The 19,046-nt window shown below is 35.4% G+C and carries 11 protein-coding genes, 2 tRNA genes and 2 rRNA genes (1 of these 15 only partly in view); 2 read left to right on the forward strand and 13 right to left on the reverse strand.

Features of this window, described 5'->3' with window-relative positions; genetic code table 11:
* From PBT89_RS14515 to PBT89_RS14565, 11 genes are all read right to left on the reverse strand, one after another.
* Position 1 (reverse strand): 23S ribosomal RNA (locus PBT89_RS14515); it reaches 2,832 nt to the left of the window's first position.
* Between the two features lie 244 nt (positions 2-245).
* Positions 246-319, reverse strand: a tRNA-Ala gene (locus tag PBT89_RS14520).
* Between the two features lie 134 nt (positions 320-453).
* A tRNA-Ile gene (locus PBT89_RS14525) sits at positions 454-527 on the reverse strand.
* 110 nt (positions 528-637) lie between these two features.
* Positions 638-2,165 (reverse strand): 16S ribosomal RNA (locus PBT89_RS14530).
* The 16S and 23S rRNA genes sit together here with 2 tRNA genes alongside, the layout of an rRNA operon.
* A 708-nt stretch (positions 2,166-2,873) precedes the next feature.
* Positions 2,874-4,784 (reverse strand): putative porin, encoded by a 1,911-nt coding sequence (locus tag PBT89_RS14535; protein ID WP_270062480.1) that lies wholly within the window; start codon positions 4,782-4,784, stop codon positions 2,874-2,876.
* A 116-nt stretch (positions 4,785-4,900) separates the two neighbouring features.
* On the reverse strand, positions 4,901-6,268 hold the full coding sequence (locus PBT89_RS14540) for a RagB/SusD family nutrient uptake outer membrane protein (protein ID WP_270062481.1): 1,368 nt from the start codon (positions 6,266-6,268) through the stop codon (positions 4,901-4,903).
* A gap of 6 nt (positions 6,269-6,274) precedes the next feature.
* A complete protein-coding gene (locus PBT89_RS14545; protein WP_270062482.1) occupies positions 6,275-9,334 on the reverse strand; it encodes a SusC/RagA family TonB-linked outer membrane protein in 3,060 nt (1,019 codons plus the stop codon).
* Between the two features lie 668 nt (positions 9,335-10,002).
* A complete protein-coding gene (locus PBT89_RS14550; RefSeq protein ID WP_270062483.1) occupies positions 10,003-10,509 on the reverse strand; it encodes a RagB/SusD family nutrient uptake outer membrane protein in 507 nt (168 codons plus the stop codon).
* The gene (locus PBT89_RS14555; RefSeq protein WP_270062484.1) at positions 10,475-10,891 is read right to left on the reverse strand and encodes a hypothetical protein; all 417 of its coding nucleotides are present in this window, start codon (positions 10,889-10,891) and stop codon (positions 10,475-10,477) included. Before PBT89_RS14555 ends, PBT89_RS14550 begins: the two co-directional genes overlap by 35 nt.
* Positions 10,892-11,003: 112 nt before the next feature.
* On the reverse strand, positions 11,004-12,410 hold the full coding sequence (locus tag PBT89_RS14560; RefSeq protein ID WP_270062485.1) for a RagB/SusD family nutrient uptake outer membrane protein: 1,407 nt from the start codon (positions 12,408-12,410) through the stop codon (positions 11,004-11,006).
* Positions 12,411-12,421: 11 nt separating this feature from the next.
* Positions 12,422-15,439, reverse strand: coding sequence for a SusC/RagA family TonB-linked outer membrane protein (locus PBT89_RS14565; RefSeq protein ID WP_270062486.1), 3,018 nt, complete (start codon positions 15,437-15,439; stop codon positions 12,422-12,424).
* A 135-nt stretch (positions 15,440-15,574) separates the two neighbouring features.
* Here PBT89_RS14565 and PBT89_RS14570 point away from each other — a divergent pair, with 135 nt between their 5' ends.
* Entirely contained in the window at positions 15,575-16,174 is a 600-nt protein-coding gene (locus PBT89_RS14570; RefSeq protein ID WP_270062487.1) for a ribonuclease HII, read from the forward strand.
* Here the strand turns inward: PBT89_RS14570 and lipB are convergent.
* Positions 16,164-16,883: a lipoyl(octanoyl) transferase LipB gene (gene lipB, locus PBT89_RS14575; RefSeq protein WP_270062488.1), complete on the reverse strand. Its 720-nt coding sequence runs from the start codon at positions 16,881-16,883 to the stop codon at positions 16,164-16,166. The two genes, PBT89_RS14570 and lipB, sit on opposite strands and share 11 nt — an antisense overlap.
* Complete coding sequence (locus PBT89_RS14580) at positions 16,880-17,038, reverse strand: YqaE/Pmp3 family membrane protein (protein ID WP_270060183.1); 159 nt, start codon at positions 17,036-17,038, stop codon at positions 16,880-16,882. Before PBT89_RS14580 ends, lipB begins: the two co-directional genes overlap by 4 nt.
* 152 nt (positions 17,039-17,190) lie before the next feature.
* On the opposite strand from PBT89_RS14580, the gene lysS reads away from it, so the two are divergent.
* A complete protein-coding gene (lysS, locus tag PBT89_RS14585; protein WP_270062489.1) occupies positions 17,191-18,882 on the forward strand; it encodes a lysine--tRNA ligase in 1,692 nt (563 codons plus the stop codon).
* The last annotated feature ends 164 nt before the right edge of the window (positions 18,883-19,046 follow it).

Here is a 19,046-nt window from a genome sequence, read left to right on the forward strand (position 1 = left end):
GCTTTTTACCTAATATGCTCGCGACAATCATCTTTGCTAAATGATTGTCAACTATTTTATTGTGCTATTATTACTTTAGAATTTTTAAAAACTCTATCGCATAATAAGCGTTAGTTTCTCGTATTCTTTATTTCTCAATATGTCAATGAACGTTTTTCCTGTTAAAACAAATTATAAGCTAGTGAATGCCAAGTTCATTTCCTGGTGACTTCAAACATCCTACTCCTTATAACCCTAAGGAATTGTGGAGAATATCGGAGTCGAACCGATGACCTCCTGCGTGCAAGGCAGGCGCTCTAGCCAGCTGAGCTAATCCCCCGTTTTTAGTGATCAGTTAACCAGTTATCAGTTAACAGTACTTATAACGGCTACTCAACCTCTAAAATTTCCTTTCAATAATTCTTTTTAAGAACATATACTTTTAAACTCGCGCCCTTAAGTACTTCTTTAAAGTAGTCTCAGGCAGACTCGAACTGCCGACCTCTACATTATCAGTGTAGCGCTCTAACCAGCTGAGCTATGAGACTGTCCATATAATCAAATTGACAAATTAAGAATCAAGACCAAAAGGACTTGCTTTTGAACTTCCCTAAATCTAATTGCCAGTTCCTTATTCTAAAATAAGGTTCTGCTCTAGAAAGGAGGTGTTCCAGCCGCACCTTCCGGTACGGCTACCTTGTTACGACTTAGCCCCAGTTACTAGTTTTACCCTAGGCCGCTCCTTGCGGTAACGGACTTCAGGTACCCCCAGCTTCCATGGCTTGACGGGCGGTGTGTACAAGGCCCGGGAACGTATTCACCGCATCATGGCTGATATGCGATTACTAGCGATTCCAGCTTCACGTAGTCGAGTTGCAGACTACGATCCGAACTGTGATAGGGTTTATAGATTCGCTCCTTCTCGCGAAGTGGCTGCTCTCTGTCCCTACCATTGTAGCACGTGTGTGGCCCAGGACGTAAGGGCCGTGATGATTTGACGTCATCCCCACCTTCCTCACGGTTTGCACCGGCAGTCTGGCTAGAGTTCCCACCATTACGTGCTGGCAACTAACCACAGGGGTTGCGCTCGTTATAGGACTTAACCTGACACCTCACGGCACGAGCTGACGACAACCATGCAGCACCTTGCAATCTGTCCGAAGAAATATCTGTTTCCAAATACGTCAGACTGCATTTAAGCCCTGGTAAGGTTCCTCGCGTATCATCGAATTAAACCACATGCTCCACCGCTTGTGCGGGCCCCCGTCAATTCCTTTGAGTTTCATTCTTGCGAACGTACTCCCCAGGTGGGTTACTTATCACTTTCGCTTAACCACCCAGCCCTCAATTGGGCCGGACAGCTAGTAACCATCGTTTACGGCGTAGACTACCAGGGTATCTAATCCTGTTCGCTACCTACGCTTTCGTCCATCAGCGTCAATATATTATTAGTGATCTGCCTTCGCAATCGGTATTCTGTGTAATATCTATGCATTTCACCGCTACACTACACATTCTAACCACTTCATAATAATTCAAGATCTACAGTATCAATGGCAGTTCTCCCGTTAAGCGGAAGACTTTCACCACTGACTTATAAATCCGCCTACGGACCCTTTAAACCCAATGATTCCGGATAACGCTTGGATCCTCCGTATTACCGCGGCTGCTGGCACGGAGTTAGCCGATCCTTATTCGCAGAGTACCGTCAGCCCTTTACACGTAAAGGGGTTTCTTCCTCTGTAAAAGCAGTTTACAACCCATAGGGCAGTCTTCCTGCACGCGGCATGGCTGGATCAGGCTCTCGCCCATTGTCCAATATTCCTCACTGCTGCCTCCCGTAGGAGTCTGGTCCGTGTCTCAGTACCAGTGTGGGGGATCTCCCTCTCAGGACCCCTACCTATCGTTGCCATGGTAAGCCGTTACCTTACCATCTAGCTAATAGGACGCATGCTCATCTCTTACCGTAACCTTTAATTATAAATTAATGCTAATTCATAATACTATGAGGTATTAATCCACGTTTCCATGGGCTATCCCTCAGTAAGAGGTAGATTGCATACGCGTTACGCACCCGTGCGCCGGTCGTCAGCAGAAAAGCAAGCTTTCCCCTGTTACCCCTCGACTTGCATGTGTTAAGCCTGCCGCTAGCGTTCATCCTGAGCCAGGATCAAACTCTTCATCGTTGTTTCATTAATTTGTAACAATCAAATCTTAAGTTTGCGTTCTTATATAAATAAGAAGTTTAAAGCTCAAAAGACGACTTTCTAGTCTTAATTCTTAATTCTACACTTCCATTTTTAATAACACCATAAAGCATTATTAAAAAATGTCGTTTGTCAATTCAATATGTCAATGAACTCATTTAAAAGTCCGGGAATTACTTCCCTTCGATAGAAATTAAGGAATCGAACCTTACCCAAACCCCAATCGGTATTTCCTAGTTATTCAGCGTGTTAAGAACTGTATCGCTTTCTCTGAAAGCGGTTGCAAATCTACAACTAATTTTTAAACTCACAAGAAAAAAATAAAAATTATTTTTCTGTATTTTTAAACGCCACTTCCAAAGAACCTCGCCGTTAAAGCGGCTGCAAATATACAACCCTTTTTCTTTAAACACCAAAACTTTTTTTAAGTTTTTTTTAAGCTCCTTTTTCAGTATCCTCTCAATGAACATCCGCCCTCGCAGCCAACCACTCCGGCGCTAAGCGGATGCAAATATACTACCCTTTTTTGATTACACAAGGCTTTCTAATATTCTTCCTATTTTTGATGAAATCGTATCAATTCAAGTCCTTTTTGAGTCATTTCAGAGGTAAAACCACTTAACATTAGATTAACACTTTAGAAATAACAGATTTTATGCGAAAAACGCAGCCCTTCTTCCGAAGAAATTAAAGAAAAAAGTTCCAAACAATACCAAAGCGGATCATAAAATCATTGTGCGGATATCGTGGGGCGGAAAAATTATTATTGCCATTAAGCGCAAAATTTAGATTTTCGAGCTTGAAAAATATTCTGGCCTGGTCCACTTTACCATTAAAAAAGAAATCTACTAATGGATAAGCTCCGTAATTCGATTCGTTTTGTACATAAAATTCGGCTAAAACCGGATCATACCCATCCATTTGATAGGAAGAAAAATAATTAAATGTAAAGCCGGTCTGTAAATACAGCGCTTTATCGAACCAAAAATCCTTATAATAAAGCGAATTTCGAGTAAGCAGCTCGGGTACATTAAATACATCGCCACCATCCGAGACCTTTTGATACAAAATGGTATTATCCAAGGCGAATTTCCCGAATTTGAATTCCCGTTGGGCTTTGAGCTTCACATAACGCACATCGCTTCCTGATTGGAAAGGTTTGATTGCCCCTTCCCCATTGCTAGCAAAATAAGTGTAATTCTGAATTTGAGTAATCTCACCGCTAAAATTAGCTATTTTTTGCGCAGAAAGTTCAAAGAACAGACTTTGGGCATTTTCGTTATCATAAGCATGCTGCCAGTTATAATCAATATAATTACTTTGATACAGCAAAAAGTTAAGATTGGGAGCCCTACTCGTTTGCTTGAGCCCGAAGTTTAGAAAATTAAATGGATCTATTTGATATCCAGCGGAAGCTATAATATGATTTCCTGAAAAATTATCACCGAAAGTAAATGCTATATCCCCATAAAGGTTAAAACCTCCTAAATAATTGTCATAACTCCCACCTACTTCTAGCAACTGCCCATCTAAACGATCGCCAACAACCCCATCTTCACCAACAAAAACAGATTCGTACCAATAATCCAATGATGAAAAACCAGCCCTACCTGATATTTTACCTAAAACTGAATTATCGAAATTGACAGCAACTGTATTTGAAAAATTCTCATATCTCACTTCGTCTCTTAAGCCTGTACTTTGAAATGATGATCCAAAAAAACTGTTAGCAGAGTTAGATTGGAGATATTGAAATTTCTTATAACTATAATCCAATCGATGGCTAAAATATAGTTTATTATCTATACTGTCTTGAGCTCCATTTAAGTAATATTGATGATACAGAAAAAAGCCTTTACCATATAAAGTACTTTCAGCATTTTCAAAATTAACATCTAAAACAGATCTATCCTCAAATTCCTCTTCTTTACTTACATAAGATTGAAGAGCATCATCGGTTAAACCTCCATTTTCTTCATTCATTAAATCCTGACTTACAAAATGAGCTTTAGCCCTATACTTTCTATCTTTAGTCTGATAATTTAATGTAGTTCTAAAATTACCTGTACTTGTAAGCATGTGTCTAAACTTACCGAGTGCCCTAACGCCTTTGTACGCAACACTAAAATTTAAACGCTCAGAAGTATTTACTGTAAAAAAAGCATCGAGTTGTTGCCCTTGTTCTGGCACGGTTTTAAAATACAACTCTGTTAACGGAGTAGGAACATGATAATAGTTAATATCTTGTGGTTCCATAAAATTATAATGACGCGCTCTGGCTCCGAACTTAGGTTTTATAGTATTGAAATCTCGAAATTCGGTTAGCGCATTATATGTTTGTCCCGTATTAGCAAAAGGAAGTAAACCGAACAAGTCCTTTCTGAGATAATTAAATTTGTAATCTTTTTGAATAGTAAGCGAAGTATCAACTTGCGTTGTATCGTTTTCTACTGAAATTATTTTGAATAGATCGATAGTGGGCTCTGCTACAGAATCTTTTGCTTCGCCTTTAGCTCCTCTATTTGGCAGCTTTTGCTCCTGAGCATGACAAAAAAAACTAAAATTAAAAATCGTAATTAAAAGGAGTACTTTCTTCATTCTAAAATTTATCCAACAAAAATATAAAAATAACGCTACAATTCAGGATTTGGTATAAAAGCAAAAAAACCACCCAATTTGGGTGGTTTTTGTGAAATATCATTAATTAAAATACCCTAGCTACCATAACCCGGATTTTGCACCATGTTAGAGTTGGCATCTAATTCATCCAAAGGGATAGGGTAAGCCAATCTAAAATCCCCATAAAGGATAGTTTCTGAAATGTTTTGTTCAAGATCTATTTTCTCAATATCACTTTCAGTTCTCAATAAATCCCAATAATATAAACCTTCAAATATTAACTCCTCTCTTCTTTCTTCTATCAAATTAGTCTTTGTTATTTCAGAATAACTGTCAGCATTTCTAGATTCAGGAATCATATTCAAATAATCCAAAGCTAATTCATTTTGACCCAACTCAAAAAGTGCTTCAGCATAATTTAGAACAACCTCTTCATACCTAATCACAATAACATTAGCTTCGCGATCAGGATATTTACCAATATTTCTGAGTTGATCTCCTTCATAACCAAGAATATCAGCTCTTACATCACCATCTTCATACAAATCTATAACATTAGGGGCTACTTCAATATCACCATAAGTACCTCCTCTATAAATGAATTCTAGTGCATCACTTCCAGGATTATCAGTAAGACTAAATGCCAATTCAAATATTGAGTTACTACCTCCATCCTGACCGAAAGATGCAACATAATCTTCACCTGGTACGATTGAAAAATTACCAGAATTTATCACAATCTCTGCTGCGTCTCGGGCCTCAGCCCACATTTCAAAGTAAATAGCAACTCTAGACTCCAAGGCCTTAGCGAAATATTTATTAACGGTTTCCTTTGATTCATCGTAATAATCTTCAAGCATCAAGTCGAATGCAGTCTGAAGGTCAGTCATGATATCCTGCACATTCGAATCCACAGTTTCTCTGGCTGGAATTAAATCATCTCCCTTAAATTCCTTTATATAAGGCACACCTAGATCACCTCCTACGTTCTGTTGCCCATATGTTAATAATAAATCCAAATGAGCCAAAGCTCTAATAGCATAAGCTTGACCTTGAATATGCTGTCCATAATCTAAATCTCCTTCTAAAGTAGAAACATCTGTACCTATAAGTATATTCGCATTCGCAATTACCCCATAAGCATTATCCCAAATATAAGTACTACTTGGCAGATATTCGAAGGCAGCTTCAGTTGAGAATCTACCAGAATTACCATTAGAAAATGTATTTGGTGTTCTAACTTCATTAGTTACTAAATAATCACGACCATAATAACCAGAAGACGTTAACCTGTTTAGAGCTCCTTTGAATATTACTTCCATATCACTAACCAGCAGAACTCCTTCTTCGGATTGTTTTTGCTGTCTTAAAGATGGCTCCAAATCGTCATTCATACAAGAAGTCGAAACTACTATAGAAGAAAGGAGTAAAACTTTAAAGTATTTTTTTATATTTTTTTTCATAATTCTTTAGAAATTTAAATTCACACCTAATACAACTGATTTAACTGGAGGAGTTGATATACTTGTAAATCCAGTATAATCCACCTCGGGATCATGTAATAAATAATCGTCTTTAACCCAAGTATAAAGATTCATACCTCGTACATATAATCTCGCTCCAGATAAGCCTATATTTTCTATCACTTTTGATTGAAAATCATACCCTACAGTTAAGTTTCTCAATCGGAAATAATCACCATCAAATAAAAATTTAGAATTATATCTCCAAGGTTCTCCCGCGAATTCAACTTTAGTTACTCGAGTTTGATCACCTGGATTTTGCCATCTATTCATCAAGACATCATAACCATTATAAACACCTATAGTATAGAGGTTCGTCTGATTAAGGTATCTGTGCCAGCTTTCATAAATTTGATGCCCTCCAGCATAGTATCCAGAAGCATCTAAGAAAAATCCTTTAAAATCAACATGAAAACTAATACCTCCTGTTAAAGTAGGTAATGCACTAGTTCCTTGATAAACCCTTTCTGCATTATTAAAATTAGTTGTAGTTTCTTCTCTAGACTCATCTGTATACCAAGTGTCTACACCGGTGTCTGGATCTACACCAGCCCAACTAGCCATAAACCACTCATTAACAATAGACCCAGATTGAGATCTAGCGTATGTACTATAATCACTAGTTACTGGTATTTCCTCTCCATTAAAATCGGTACTAACTTCTAAAACCTCATTCTCTACTGTAGCTAAATTACCACTAACCGTAATATTAAAATCGTTAGACCTAACAATATCACCGCTTAATTCTAGTTCGAAACCTTTGTTCTGCATTCTTCCTACGTTTCTATATTGACTTGAAAAACCTGAAGTCATAGAAAGTGGCTCGTCAAGTAAAAGATCATCAGATTTTCTTATATAATATGCTAAAGATCCTGATAATCTATTTTGGAAAAGACCAAAATCAATACCTGCATCAAATGTTTTACTAGTTTCCCAGGTCAAATCAGCATTACCGTATCCTGCAGGGTAACCTGCTCCCGTACCAGCATAATCTGCATCGTAGTTATACAAAACTTGATATAAATTTATACCAATGTTAGCATTTCCTGTTTTACCATATGAAGCTCTTATTTTTAGGTTATTAACTGCGTCACTATTACTTAAAAAAGATTCTCTATGAAGATTCCATGCTGCACCAACAGACCAAAAGTCACCCCATCTATTATCTCTAGCAAACCTAGAATTCCCTTCTCTTCTATAAGTTCCATTCAAAACGTAACGATTATCAAAATTATAAGATCCAGTTAACATATAAGATGCTACCGCCCAATCGGTAAATTCCGAATTCGCTTCTGTTGGATTCCCTGCTACCGCTAGGTTACTCAATCCATCTGTAGCAAAATTATCTGCTGCAGCAGAAAGATATGATCTTCTATACTTTTGATACTCCTGAAGCAATTTGAAATTAAAACTATTATCATCTAATGTCAGAGCATAATCAAAAGAGTTTTGAAAAACGTAAGTAGCTGTATTCCTACTGACCTCAAATCCATAACCATTTGTTCCATCACCGTCGCCTGAGACTCTATTATTATAGGTTTTGTAGCGATAAACCTGATAATCTATAGACATCCTGGAAGTAAAACTTAAGCCTTCAATCGGCAGATACCAATTAATGGAATTATTGGATAAAATTCGGGTTAACCTAGACTCATCAATATCATTTTCCGCAATATATAAAGGATTAGGTAGCGATGTGTTCAAATTGTACGTACCATCCTCGTTGTAGGGTTGATCTATAGGAGACATAAAATATTTAGCTGCATGAGGAGATGAAAAATAAGCACTTCCTTCAAGCAAACCATCCTGAAATGTATGAGCCACATTATTAGTAGATGTGAAACTGAAACTATCAGAAAGATCTTTTGTGAAATTTAAAGCCCCAGAAATACGGTCAAAAGTCGATCCGATCACGGTAGCTTCCTGCTTATAATACCCAAGAGAAGTATAGAAATTATAATCATCTGTACCTCCAGTAGCTGAAATTGTATGCTCTTGCATGGGAGCATCTTCATTAGTAACCAAATTATCCCAATTACCTTCTGGTCTACCAGCTTCATTCCAAGCGATAAATCCAGCATAATCACCAAGAGCATTAGCATCAAAATCTATAGCATCTTGAATAGTCGATAGTCCTTGACTTGCTCCATAAGTATTTAAAACACCTTCATAAAACAGTTCTTCTCTTTCAGCTCCTGTCAAGGGATCTGGACCATCAATAGCATTATTTGTAAAACCGTAATAAGAACTTGCACTTATTGTTGTTTTTCCAGATTTACCTCTTTTTGTATTTATTACAATTACCCCATTAGCTCCTCTAGCTCCATACGCAGCAGTAGCAGAAGCATCCTTCAACACAGTTACGCTAGCTATATCATTAGTATTCAAACTAGAAAGAGGAGACATAGATGATGTAGCATCACTTCCTGAAACATTACTATTTATAACAGGCACCCCATCGATAACGTATAAAGGTTCATTACCTGCGGTTATTGAACTAATACCACGTATCCTAATATCTTGAGTAGATCCTGGAGTACCTGAGGTAGAACTAATTTGCAGACCTGCCACCTTACCTTGTAAAGCCTGATCTATAGATGCAGCCGTAGTTTCCTGTAAGACATTAGCATCGACCTGCACAGAAGATCCAGTCATGTCGTCTTTTCTTTTAGAAACATAACCCATAACTACAACTTCATCTAAAGCGGCTGCATCTACTGATAAAGTTATATCAATAGAACTTTTTGAACCAACTTTTTGTTCCTGAGATGCAAAACCTACGTAACTAAAAACTAACACAGATCCTTGCTCTACCTCAATACTATAATTACCATCAAAGTTAGTTTGGACACCATTATTAGTTCCTTTCTCAATAACATTTACCCCTGGTAGTGGTAAACCATCTTCATCTATTACCGTTCCAGTAACAGTTTTTTCTTGTGCAAAAACTAATTGCACGACTAACACCATAAAAAGTGTTAGAAATCCATGTAATGTTTTTTTCATTATTAATTAATTTGAATTAGCCTGAGCCAAAAATCATAATAATAACTTAATAAACAAAGTTTTTAATATTTATTTTCTCGTTTTTTTTGCCAAAATTATTAGTAAACCGTTTTAGTAAACCATTTTTAGTTAAAATAAATCACTAAAACACCTCTTTTATTAAAATATTGATAGCTACAATATTAATTAAGAATATGTTAAAAATGAAGTGTTTTACAATTCAAAATTTAAGATATTAATTATTTACAGTGAATTCTTATAGTATAGTCATAAAGTTCAATTGAAAAACTGAAAATTTAATGACGTATAGCCATTTGTATGATTTTTAGATTAAGAGCATAAAATTTAAACATAACACTCCTTTAAAGATTTCTACTCGAAATAATAAATAATTAAACAGTAGAGCTTATCAGTTTACTTCTGTTTATAGACAGGATGAGTATTTATTGGAAAACATTTTTTATCAACTATCGGAATCTATTAAAAATGTTTCAAGTCTAGGTAAAAAGAAAAAATCCTGACAGAATGAATAGACTTGTTATTCTAAACTTAAATAATAAAATATCTCAAAGATTATATTTTATCATGGACTCCCTCCGATTTACGAGATGCTTTTAATCAAAAAAGCCGGCATTAGCCGGCTTTTTAATTTTCAAAATAATTATCATTTAATACCCTGGATTCTGATCTTCCTGAGACATTTCTTTATTTGCATTAATCTCGGCTTGAGGTATTGGCCAAATTTGTCTATTCTCATTTAAAGATGAAGTTCCCTTATTTTCAACAACTTCTTCTAAAATATCTAAACGTTTGGCATCATACCATCTTTTACCTTCTGCAAATAATTCTACTCTTCTTTCTTTAGAAATTAAAGCAATAAAATTAGATGAGTTTAGTTCAACTTCATCCAAACCTGCCCTGTTACGCACATCATTAATAAAGCTTGATGCTGTATCATAATCTCCATTTCTAGCTAACAATTCAGCATAAAGCAACTCTACTTCTGCATAACGATAAATATATCTCTGATCTGTTCCTGTTGAAACATCATTATATTTTGCTATATATATTGAGCTAATATCATCTGCATTTGCAATAAGATTTATTCTACTATCCCCATCTACAAATGCATCTAATAGATTAGAAAGAAGGAACAACTTCTCTTCTACCCCCAAGACCAGATAGATAAAAGTAGAATGCTAAACTATTTTGATCGTCAGTGCTGTAATTCACTCTAAAGATAGCTTCAGAATTGGAACCATTGGAAAATACTGATGAATAATCACCTACTAAAGAGTATTCTCCTACAACACTCTCCAAAATTGTAGTTGCATTTTCATAATCTTCTTGGTTCATATAAACTTTTGCCAACAATACATTTAAAGCATCATTAGAAAAATGATAAACATCACTATCTGCTTTATTACCCTGAGCGTCTAACAAATCAGCTAATATATAATTGTAAACTTCTTGTTCTGAAGATCTTAAAACATTAGCAGCAGAAGCTCCATTATTTGAAACCAAATCGTGTTTTAGGAATTCATAAAATATGATCAAAGTAATCAGCTTAATACAAAATAATTTTAATTCTATTTCCCGTATTTAAAAATTAGCCATAAAAAAAGCCCAAATTTTTCGAATTTGGGCTTTAGTTTAGTTAGCAAAAAGGTTAACTTGAATATCCTGGGTTTTGTTCCATTTTCGCATTTATATCCAATTCTCTTTGAGGAATCGGAAAAGCTAATTCATAAGAATTCCCATAAATCAGAATTCTATTCTCAGCATTCTCCACTTCGTTCTCCACCTGCTCTGGCGTACCATCTGGTGACCATACTGGGATATTTTGCTTTGTTCGCAACATATCAAAGAAACGTTGCCCTTCAAAGAAGAGTTCTTTCTTTCTTTCTCCTAGGACATCATCAATTGTAATATCTGTGTATGCTGAAATACCTCTATTTGTAGCAATTTGATTTATCAATTCAAGCGCTTTACTACTATTGTTATTTAATCTTAAAACTGCTTCAGCATTAGTTAACAAAATTTCTTCATAGCGTAAAATTTTGATACTATTATCACCTCTAATTGAAGGATATTTTAGTTCAACATGATCACCGCTAAACAGTTCTAATCGTACATCATTTTCATCAAAATTGCTTTCTAAATTTTCTAATGGGTGAATATCTCCATAACCGGCATCAGAATACATATATGCAATTGATGTAGTTCCTAAACGTGCCTGATTACCAATGGCAAGCTCAAATAAAGAATTAGCATTGGATAAATCTTGAGAAAAAGTATTTATATATTGATCGGCGTTAGCAACAGAATATACACCAGATTCTATGATATCTAAAGTATAGTTATATGCTTTTTGCATTGCATTGCTAGTTCCTCGGTATAAAAAATATCTAGATGCCAAACCTTTTGCGGAGTATTTATTTATTAAATCCTTGGTTCCAGGATTATTAATTCCACTTTCATCTAACATTGATATTCCCTTTTCGAAATCTGACTCTATCTGTTTATAAGTTTCGTTTAAACTAGCACGAGCTGGTTTTAAAACAGGATCGTAGTCTAATAAAATAGGTATTCCTAATTCTCCGCCAGTATGTTCTTGTCCATATAACTTTACAAGGTCGAAAAATACCAAGGCTCTAAAAACATAAGCTTGACCTTTGGTATTTTTAATTTCATCCTCTTGACCTACACTTGTATAGTCTGAATTAATAATGGTATTAAGCTCTCCAATTATTTTATACATTTGGGTGAAAGTATCAGTGGCATATGCATCTGTACTAATCATATTATAATATGATGGACCTCTAAATCTTCCTGATCCCCCATCGTTATAAGCGATATCTCCTCTCACTGCACCATAAATTATCATATCTCTACCATAGTATGTTACATCTGTAGCATCGATAAAAGCTCCATATAATAATGCGTTTAAATCTTTTACAGAAGTAACTTCCTGTGGTGTGGTTGAGAACTGCTCATTTTCTAAAAAATCATCGCCACATGATGCCATCGATACTACTAAGCATAGCATCATTATTTTTAAAAATTGTCTTTTCATAGTAATATTTTTTAAAATGATAATTTTACTCCCATAGTATAACTTTTAAGGGCTGGTAGATCCAGGTTTATTATCCCACTTGATCTGGTTTCAGGATCCCAATCTAAATCATCATCGAATTTGTGTGTATAGATATTAGTACCTCTAACATATACCATAAATGAATTAAACAAATCGTTATTTAGAACCCTTGCTAAATCATAGCCAATTTGTAGGTTGCTTAACCTAATAAAATCACCATCATATAAATAACGCGTAGAAGTAGCATTATTCTGGTTGTTTGTATTATACACAGTTCTTGGATTTTTTGCTATATCACCTGGTTCTTGCCATCTATCTAAGTTACTGGCATAACCAGGATAATTTAGATCATAAACTCCTCCACTCTGTAAATAAGTAGCCCAGCTATCATAAACTTTGTAATCTAGTGCAAAAGTGAATAAACTTTGAAGGCTAATACCTTTATAGCTAAAAGAGTTATTAAAACCACCTGTATAATTAGGCAACGAATTTCCCTGAACAGCTCGTTCAGCCTTATTATAATCGCTGGTGGTTTCTCCTCCTTTACCGTTTACATACCAAAGGGGGTTACCATTAGCAGGATCTACACCTGCCCATTTTCTCATGAAATAAGTATTGATACTTTCTCCTTCACGAAGTATTTTAGTTCCGGTAATAACATCATTTTCTACTAGATCTAACAACTCGTTTTGCACATAAGATAAGTTTAATCGGGTATTCCACTTAAAATCATTATCAAAAACCTGCGCACCGATACTCGCTTCAAAACCACGATTTTCTAAAGAGCCTGCGTTTGTAAACTGGCTAACTTCAGTTGTACCATCTTCAAGCTCGATGTTCGCACCACTAGTTAATGAAAGTGGAATTGCATATAATAAATCTTCAGTTTTTTTGACGAAATAATCAAAAGTACCAGTTATTCTATTATTCAAAAATCCGAAATCTACTCCGACATTGAATGGCTTATTTTTCTCCCAAGTTAAATCTGGGTTTGCAACACCACCTACGTACAATGGTATACGACCATTATATTGGCCTCCAAAATTGAAATAAGCTAAACTTGAAGTTGAACCAATAGAGGCGTTTCCTACTTCACCATAACTAGTGCGTATTTTTAGCTGACTTAAAGAGGAATTTCTCAAAAATTCTTCTTTAGCAATATCCCATGCTAAACTTACAGAGTAAAAATCTCCCCATTTATTGTTTTTAGCAAAATTAGAGTTCCCTTCTCTTCTGTAAGAAGCATCAAAGAAATATTTACTATCGTAATCGTAAGTAAGATTAATTAAGTATGCTGCATTTGTATATTGTTGTCTCTCACCTAAGGCTTCTAAGTTATTAGAACCTACAGACACTGTAGAAAAACCTTCTTTACCAAAACCTTCTGATGCAGCAGAAACATCACGATATTGATTTTTTTGCGCTTCCTGTACTAAAAGAATGTTGAAGTTATGATTTTCCTCTAATGTAAAATCATAAGATAATGTATTCTGAAATACATAATTAAAAACACGCGTATCATAAGCATAAGCCCTGCCATTAACAGAGAATCCATCTCCATGTCTAGGGTTTTGATATTCATCTTCTTCTATTACCGTATTATCCAAAGATAAACGAGAAGTATAGGTTAAATGATCTGTAATTTCATAAGAAAAATCGGTTATACTCTGCAATTTTAAAGTCTTAGCCTTTGAAAAATTATTTTCCAACAACATAGGAACATTAAAAAGGTTATTCGATAAACGCGGATTATCAGGATTATCTCCAATGTAAAAAGATCCATTCTCATTATAAATAGGATCAGAAGGTCGGGCAAAATATTTAGCCAACATCGGGTTTGAGAATCCACCACCATTAGCCAAAGTTTTCATATTTGAAAAACTAGCACTAATGTTTTGACCAATTGTGATCTTATCGCTTAACTTATAATCGATTTTCACCCTTCCTGAAGTCCTATTAAAAAATGAATTTTTAATAATACTTTCCTGATCAAAATAACCTATAGACGTGTAATATTTTAACCTATCGGTTCCTCCGGTAACAGAGAAGTTAGCTTGCTGTTGCATTGCTGAACCTCTTTCTACTGCGTTTGCCCAATCACTATTTATATTATTAGGGTTCAATTCTTCTTGCACATAATTATCGTATGCACCTCCCATAGAATTTACCAAGCCTTCATTAACTATTTCAGCCCATTGTGATGAATTAAGTGTTGATGGACCATCTACTGCTTTTTCATTAAATCCAGTTTCTAGACTCAAATTAAATTTAGGGGCTCCGGACTTTCCTTGTTTCGTAGTTATAAGTATTGCTCCATTTGCCGCTCTAGCTCCATATAAAGCGGTAGCCGATGCATCTTTTAAAATAGAAATAGATTCTATATCATTATTATTTATATTGGAAAGCACGTCTGCACTGGTACTATTTCGGGTATAATCACCTGAAATAACCGGCACGCCATCAATAACATACAAAGGACTGGTACCTGCATTTAAAGAACTTATACCCCTAATTTGTACAGAGGACTTTGCTCCTGGTTGTCCGTTTCCACCAGTAACAACGACACCCGTAGAATTTCCCTTTAGCATGTCGTTTACCGATGCTATTGGACGATCTTCAATTGCTTTAGCAGTAACTACAGATGCAGCACTGGTTTCTTTAACTGTTTTCTTTCTACCATAACCGGTTACAACTACCTCTTCTAGTGCAGCCGCGTCTACTTCCATGGTCACATCTATTGTAGATTTAATTCCAACTTTAATGTTTTGAGTTGCAAAACCAACATAACTAAAAGTTAATGTTGCGTTTTCTGAAACCTTAATGTTGTAATTACCATCAAAATCGGTTTGAACACCATTACTGGTGCCTTCCTCAATAACATTTACACCAGGCAATGGCAAGCCTTGGTCATCAATAATAGTTCCACTAACATTTTTCTCTTGAGCCAGTAAAGTTTGTACTACCAAAAAGAGAAAAAGAGTTAGGATTTTTCCCAAACTTTTCTTCATTATTCCTTAATTTGTGTTTAAGCTGTCAAATTTGACAATTATTCAAATAGAAGCATTAATTTTTCCTTAATAGTTTTTAACAAAAACCTTAAAAAAACGTTATAGTGTAACGTTTTAGAATAAAAATACTAACATATGTTAATATCTCATTACAAAGATCATAAAACCGAATGCGGTACAGATGAAGCAGGTAGAGGTTGCATAGCAGGTCCTGTAACTGCAGCTGCTGTAATCCTACCAGAATCTTTCAAAAATGAGATCTTGAGAGATTCTAAAAAATTATCTTTAAAAAACCGTTCTTCGCTGAGAAAAATAGTAGAAAATGAAAGTAGTACTTATGGAGTTTCACATATCTTTATGGAAACCATAGATGAAATCAATATTTTGAACGCTTCTATATTGGCTATGCATAAATCTATTGAGCAGTTAAAAGTGCTACCAGATCATATTATTGTAGATGGTAATAGATTTAAACCATTCAAGAATATACCTTATGAATGTATTATTAAGGGTGATGATAAATATTTGAGCATTGCGGCAGCATCAATTCTAGCGAAAACGCATCGGGATGAATATATGGAGAAAATTCATGAAGAGTTCCCTATGTACAACTGGAAAAAAAATAAAGGATATCCTACAAAAGAGCATCGAGAAGCTATTAGAGAATTTGGAATCACAAAATATCACCGCAAAAGTTTTAAACTTTTGCCTGAGCAATTAGAGCTTAATTTTTAAAAAACTCTGCCTCAAACAACTCCTGAAAATGCCTTAAAAACTTTTGCTTCACTTCTTCCATATCGACCTGATTTTTACCCAATTCGACATTAAGAGATGTTACTGCTTTTTCTTTAATTCCGCAGGGAACAATATTATCAAAATAACCTAAATCAGCGTTAACGTTTAACGCCAATCCATGCATAGTAACCCAGCGGCTTGCACGGACGCCCATTGCACAAATTTTTCTGGCAAACGGCGTACCCATATCTAACCAAACTCCGGTTTCCCCTTGGCTTCGTTCTGCTTTAATAGCGTATTCTTTTAAAACCAGAATTACTGCTTCTTCTAAAAACCTCAAATATTTATGAATATCAGTAAAAAAATTATCCAGGTCTAGAATAGGATAGATCACCATTTGGCCGGGACCATGATAGGTAATATCTCCTCCCCGATTGATTTTATAAAAAGCAGCATCTTTTTCTTTTAATTGCTCTTCGTTAATAAGAAGATTAGAAATATTTCCGCTTTTCCCCAGCGTATAAACATGAGGATGCTCTACAGAAAGCAGGTAATTAGGCGTTGCTAATTGCGTATCTTCTCTTCTGTTCCTTACCTTTATATCCAGAATCTCTTTAAAAAGATGTTCTTGGTAGTCCCAGGTATCTTTGTAATCTTTAAACCCTAATTCTTTTAATTCAATCTTCTTGTTTTGCGGTATCGTCATCATTTATTAGGATTGTTTAAAATTATAAGTGCGGCGATCACTCCGGGTATCCATCCTAATAGCGTTAAAAGAAATACTATAATAATAGAACCACAACCCTTATCAAATACCGCTAGAGGCGGAAAAAATATTGACAAAATAACACGCCAAATACTCATAATTTCGATTTTATCTAAAACAAAAACAAAGATATAATTTCTGCTTCAGATTCATAGCTAATCTTAAATAGATCATTGGTTGGTACTCTGATTGTCATTATATTTGCAGCTGCTTCTTAAAACGGGAAGTCATTAAATTTTAAAATTACACCATGCAGCTATCTGAACAGGAAATTGTAAGAAGAGAAAAACTGGCTACATTAAGGGAGAAAGGGATTAATCCTTATCCAGCCGATTTATTTCCATTAGATCACACATCTGCCGATATTAAGGCAAATTTCGAAGAAGGTAAAAAAGTTGTAATCGCGGGTAGATTAATGTCCCGAAGAATCCAGGGAAAAGCATCTTTCGCAGAATTACAGGACTCTAAAGGTAAGATTCAGGTTTACTTTAATCGCGACGAAATTTGTACCGGTGAAGATAAGAGCTTATACAACGATGTATACAAAAAGCTGCTGGATATAGGTGATTTTATAGGTATTGAAGGCGAATTATTTAAAACTCAGGTAGGCGAAATGACCGTAATGGTTAAAGATTTTAGCCTGCTTAGCAAATCGATTCGACCTTTACCATTGCCAAAAACCGATAAAGAAGGAAATACATACGATGGCTTTACAGATCCGGAGCATCGCTATCGCCAGCGTTATGCCGATCTTGCAGTGAATCCTAAAGTGAAAGAAATTTTTGTAAAGCGTACTAAGTTATTTACAGCAATGCGTAATTTCTTTAACGAATCTGGATATTTCGAAGTTGAAACACCAATTCTTCAATCCATACCTGGTGGTGCTGCAGCTCGTCCTTTTATCACACATCACAACGCGCTAGACATTCCGCTATATTTAAGAATCGCCAACGAACTTTATCTTAAGCGCTTAATTGTTGGTGGTTTTGATGGCGTTTACGAGTTTTCTAAAAACTTCAGAAATGAAGGAATGGATAGAACCCACAATCCGGAATTTACTGCAATGGAAATCTATGTAGCTTATAAAGACTACAATTGGATGATGGATTTCACCGAAAAACTTTTGGAACATTGCGCGATTGCGGTTAATGGAACTACGGAAGCTACCTTCGGAAAACATAAAGTTGACTTTAAAGCGCCGTACAAGCGTGTAACCATGACCGATGCTATTATCGAATTCACAGGATTTGATATTACCGGTAAATCTGAAGCAGAATTATTCGAAGCTGCGAAAGAAATGGGTATCGAGGTTGACGAAACCATGGGAAAAGGAAAACTTATCGACGAAATTTTTGGTGAAAAATGTGAAGGAAATTATATCCAGCCAACCTTTATTACCGATTATCCAAAAGAAATGAGTCCGCTTTGTAAGGAACATAGAGAGAATCCAGAGTTAACCGAGCGTTTCGAGCTTATGGTTTGTGGTAAAGAAATCGCTAATGCATATTCAGAGCTTAACGATCCTATCGATCAGCGCGAGCGTTTTGAAGAACAATTACGCTTAGCAGAAAAAGGTGATGATGAAGCTACCGAATTTATCGATCAGGATTTCTTGCGTGCTTTAGAATATGGTATGCCTCCAACATCCGGATTAGGAATTGGGATGGATCGTTTAATTATGTTCCTAACTAATAATCAATCCATTCAGGAAGTATTATTTTTCCCACAAATGAAGCCGGAGAAAAAACAGGTTGAACTTACTGAAGAAGAAAAAGCGGTTTACCAATTACTGAAAGATGACGAAAACCATAATATGGATCTTATAAAGGAAAAATCTGGTTTGAGTAATAAAAAATGGGACAAAGCTCTAAAATCGCTTAGAAAACATAAAATGATCAATGTTTTTAAAGAAAATGAAGAAATGAAAATAAGCGTTGTATAAGGCTTCCTTTAATTTTAAAAAACTTGAAAGGCTACATTAATTTGTGGCCTTTTTTTATTAGAAAAAACCACTAATTCCATTTTCCTTAACTTCGTTTTAAACCTTTTTAAGAATAATGAGTCCTAAAAAGGAAGTTGAATAATTCAGTATAGCACATTCAAATA

The organism is Zunongwangia sp. HRR-M8, assembly GCF_027594405.1.
Taxonomy (GTDB): domain Bacteria; phylum Bacteroidota; class Bacteroidia; order Flavobacteriales; family Flavobacteriaceae; genus Zunongwangia.

Coding starts and splice junctions, on each gene's coding strand:
- PBT89_RS14535 (WP_270062480.1), bottom strand. CDS start 4,784: ATGAAGAAAGTACTCCTTTTAATTACGATTTTTAATTTTAGTTTTTTT.
- PBT89_RS14540 (WP_270062481.1), bottom strand. CDS start 6,268: ATGAAAAAAAATATAAAAAAATACTTTAAAGTTTTACTCCTTTCTTCT.
- PBT89_RS14545 (WP_270062482.1), bottom strand. CDS start 9,334: ATGAAAAAAACATTACATGGATTTCTAACACTTTTTATGGTGTTAGTC.
- PBT89_RS14560 (WP_270062485.1), bottom strand. CDS start 12,410: ATGAAAAGACAATTTTTAAAAATAATGATGCTATGCTTAGTAGTATCG.
- PBT89_RS14565 (WP_270062486.1), bottom strand. CDS start 15,439: ATGAAGAAAAGTTTGGGAAAAATCCTAACTCTTTTTCTCTTTTTGGTA.
- PBT89_RS14570 (WP_270062487.1), top strand. CDS start 15,575: ATGTTAATATCTCATTACAAAGATCATAAAACCGAATGCGGTACAGAT.
- lipB (WP_270062488.1), bottom strand. CDS start 16,883: ATGATGACGATACCGCAAAACAAGAAGATTGAATTAAAAGAATTAGGG.
- PBT89_RS14580 (WP_270060183.1), bottom strand. CDS start 17,038: ATGAGTATTTGGCGTGTTATTTTGTCAATATTTTTTCCGCCTCTAGCG.
- lysS (WP_270062489.1), top strand. CDS start 17,191: ATGCAGCTATCTGAACAGGAAATTGTAAGAAGAGAAAAACTGGCTACA.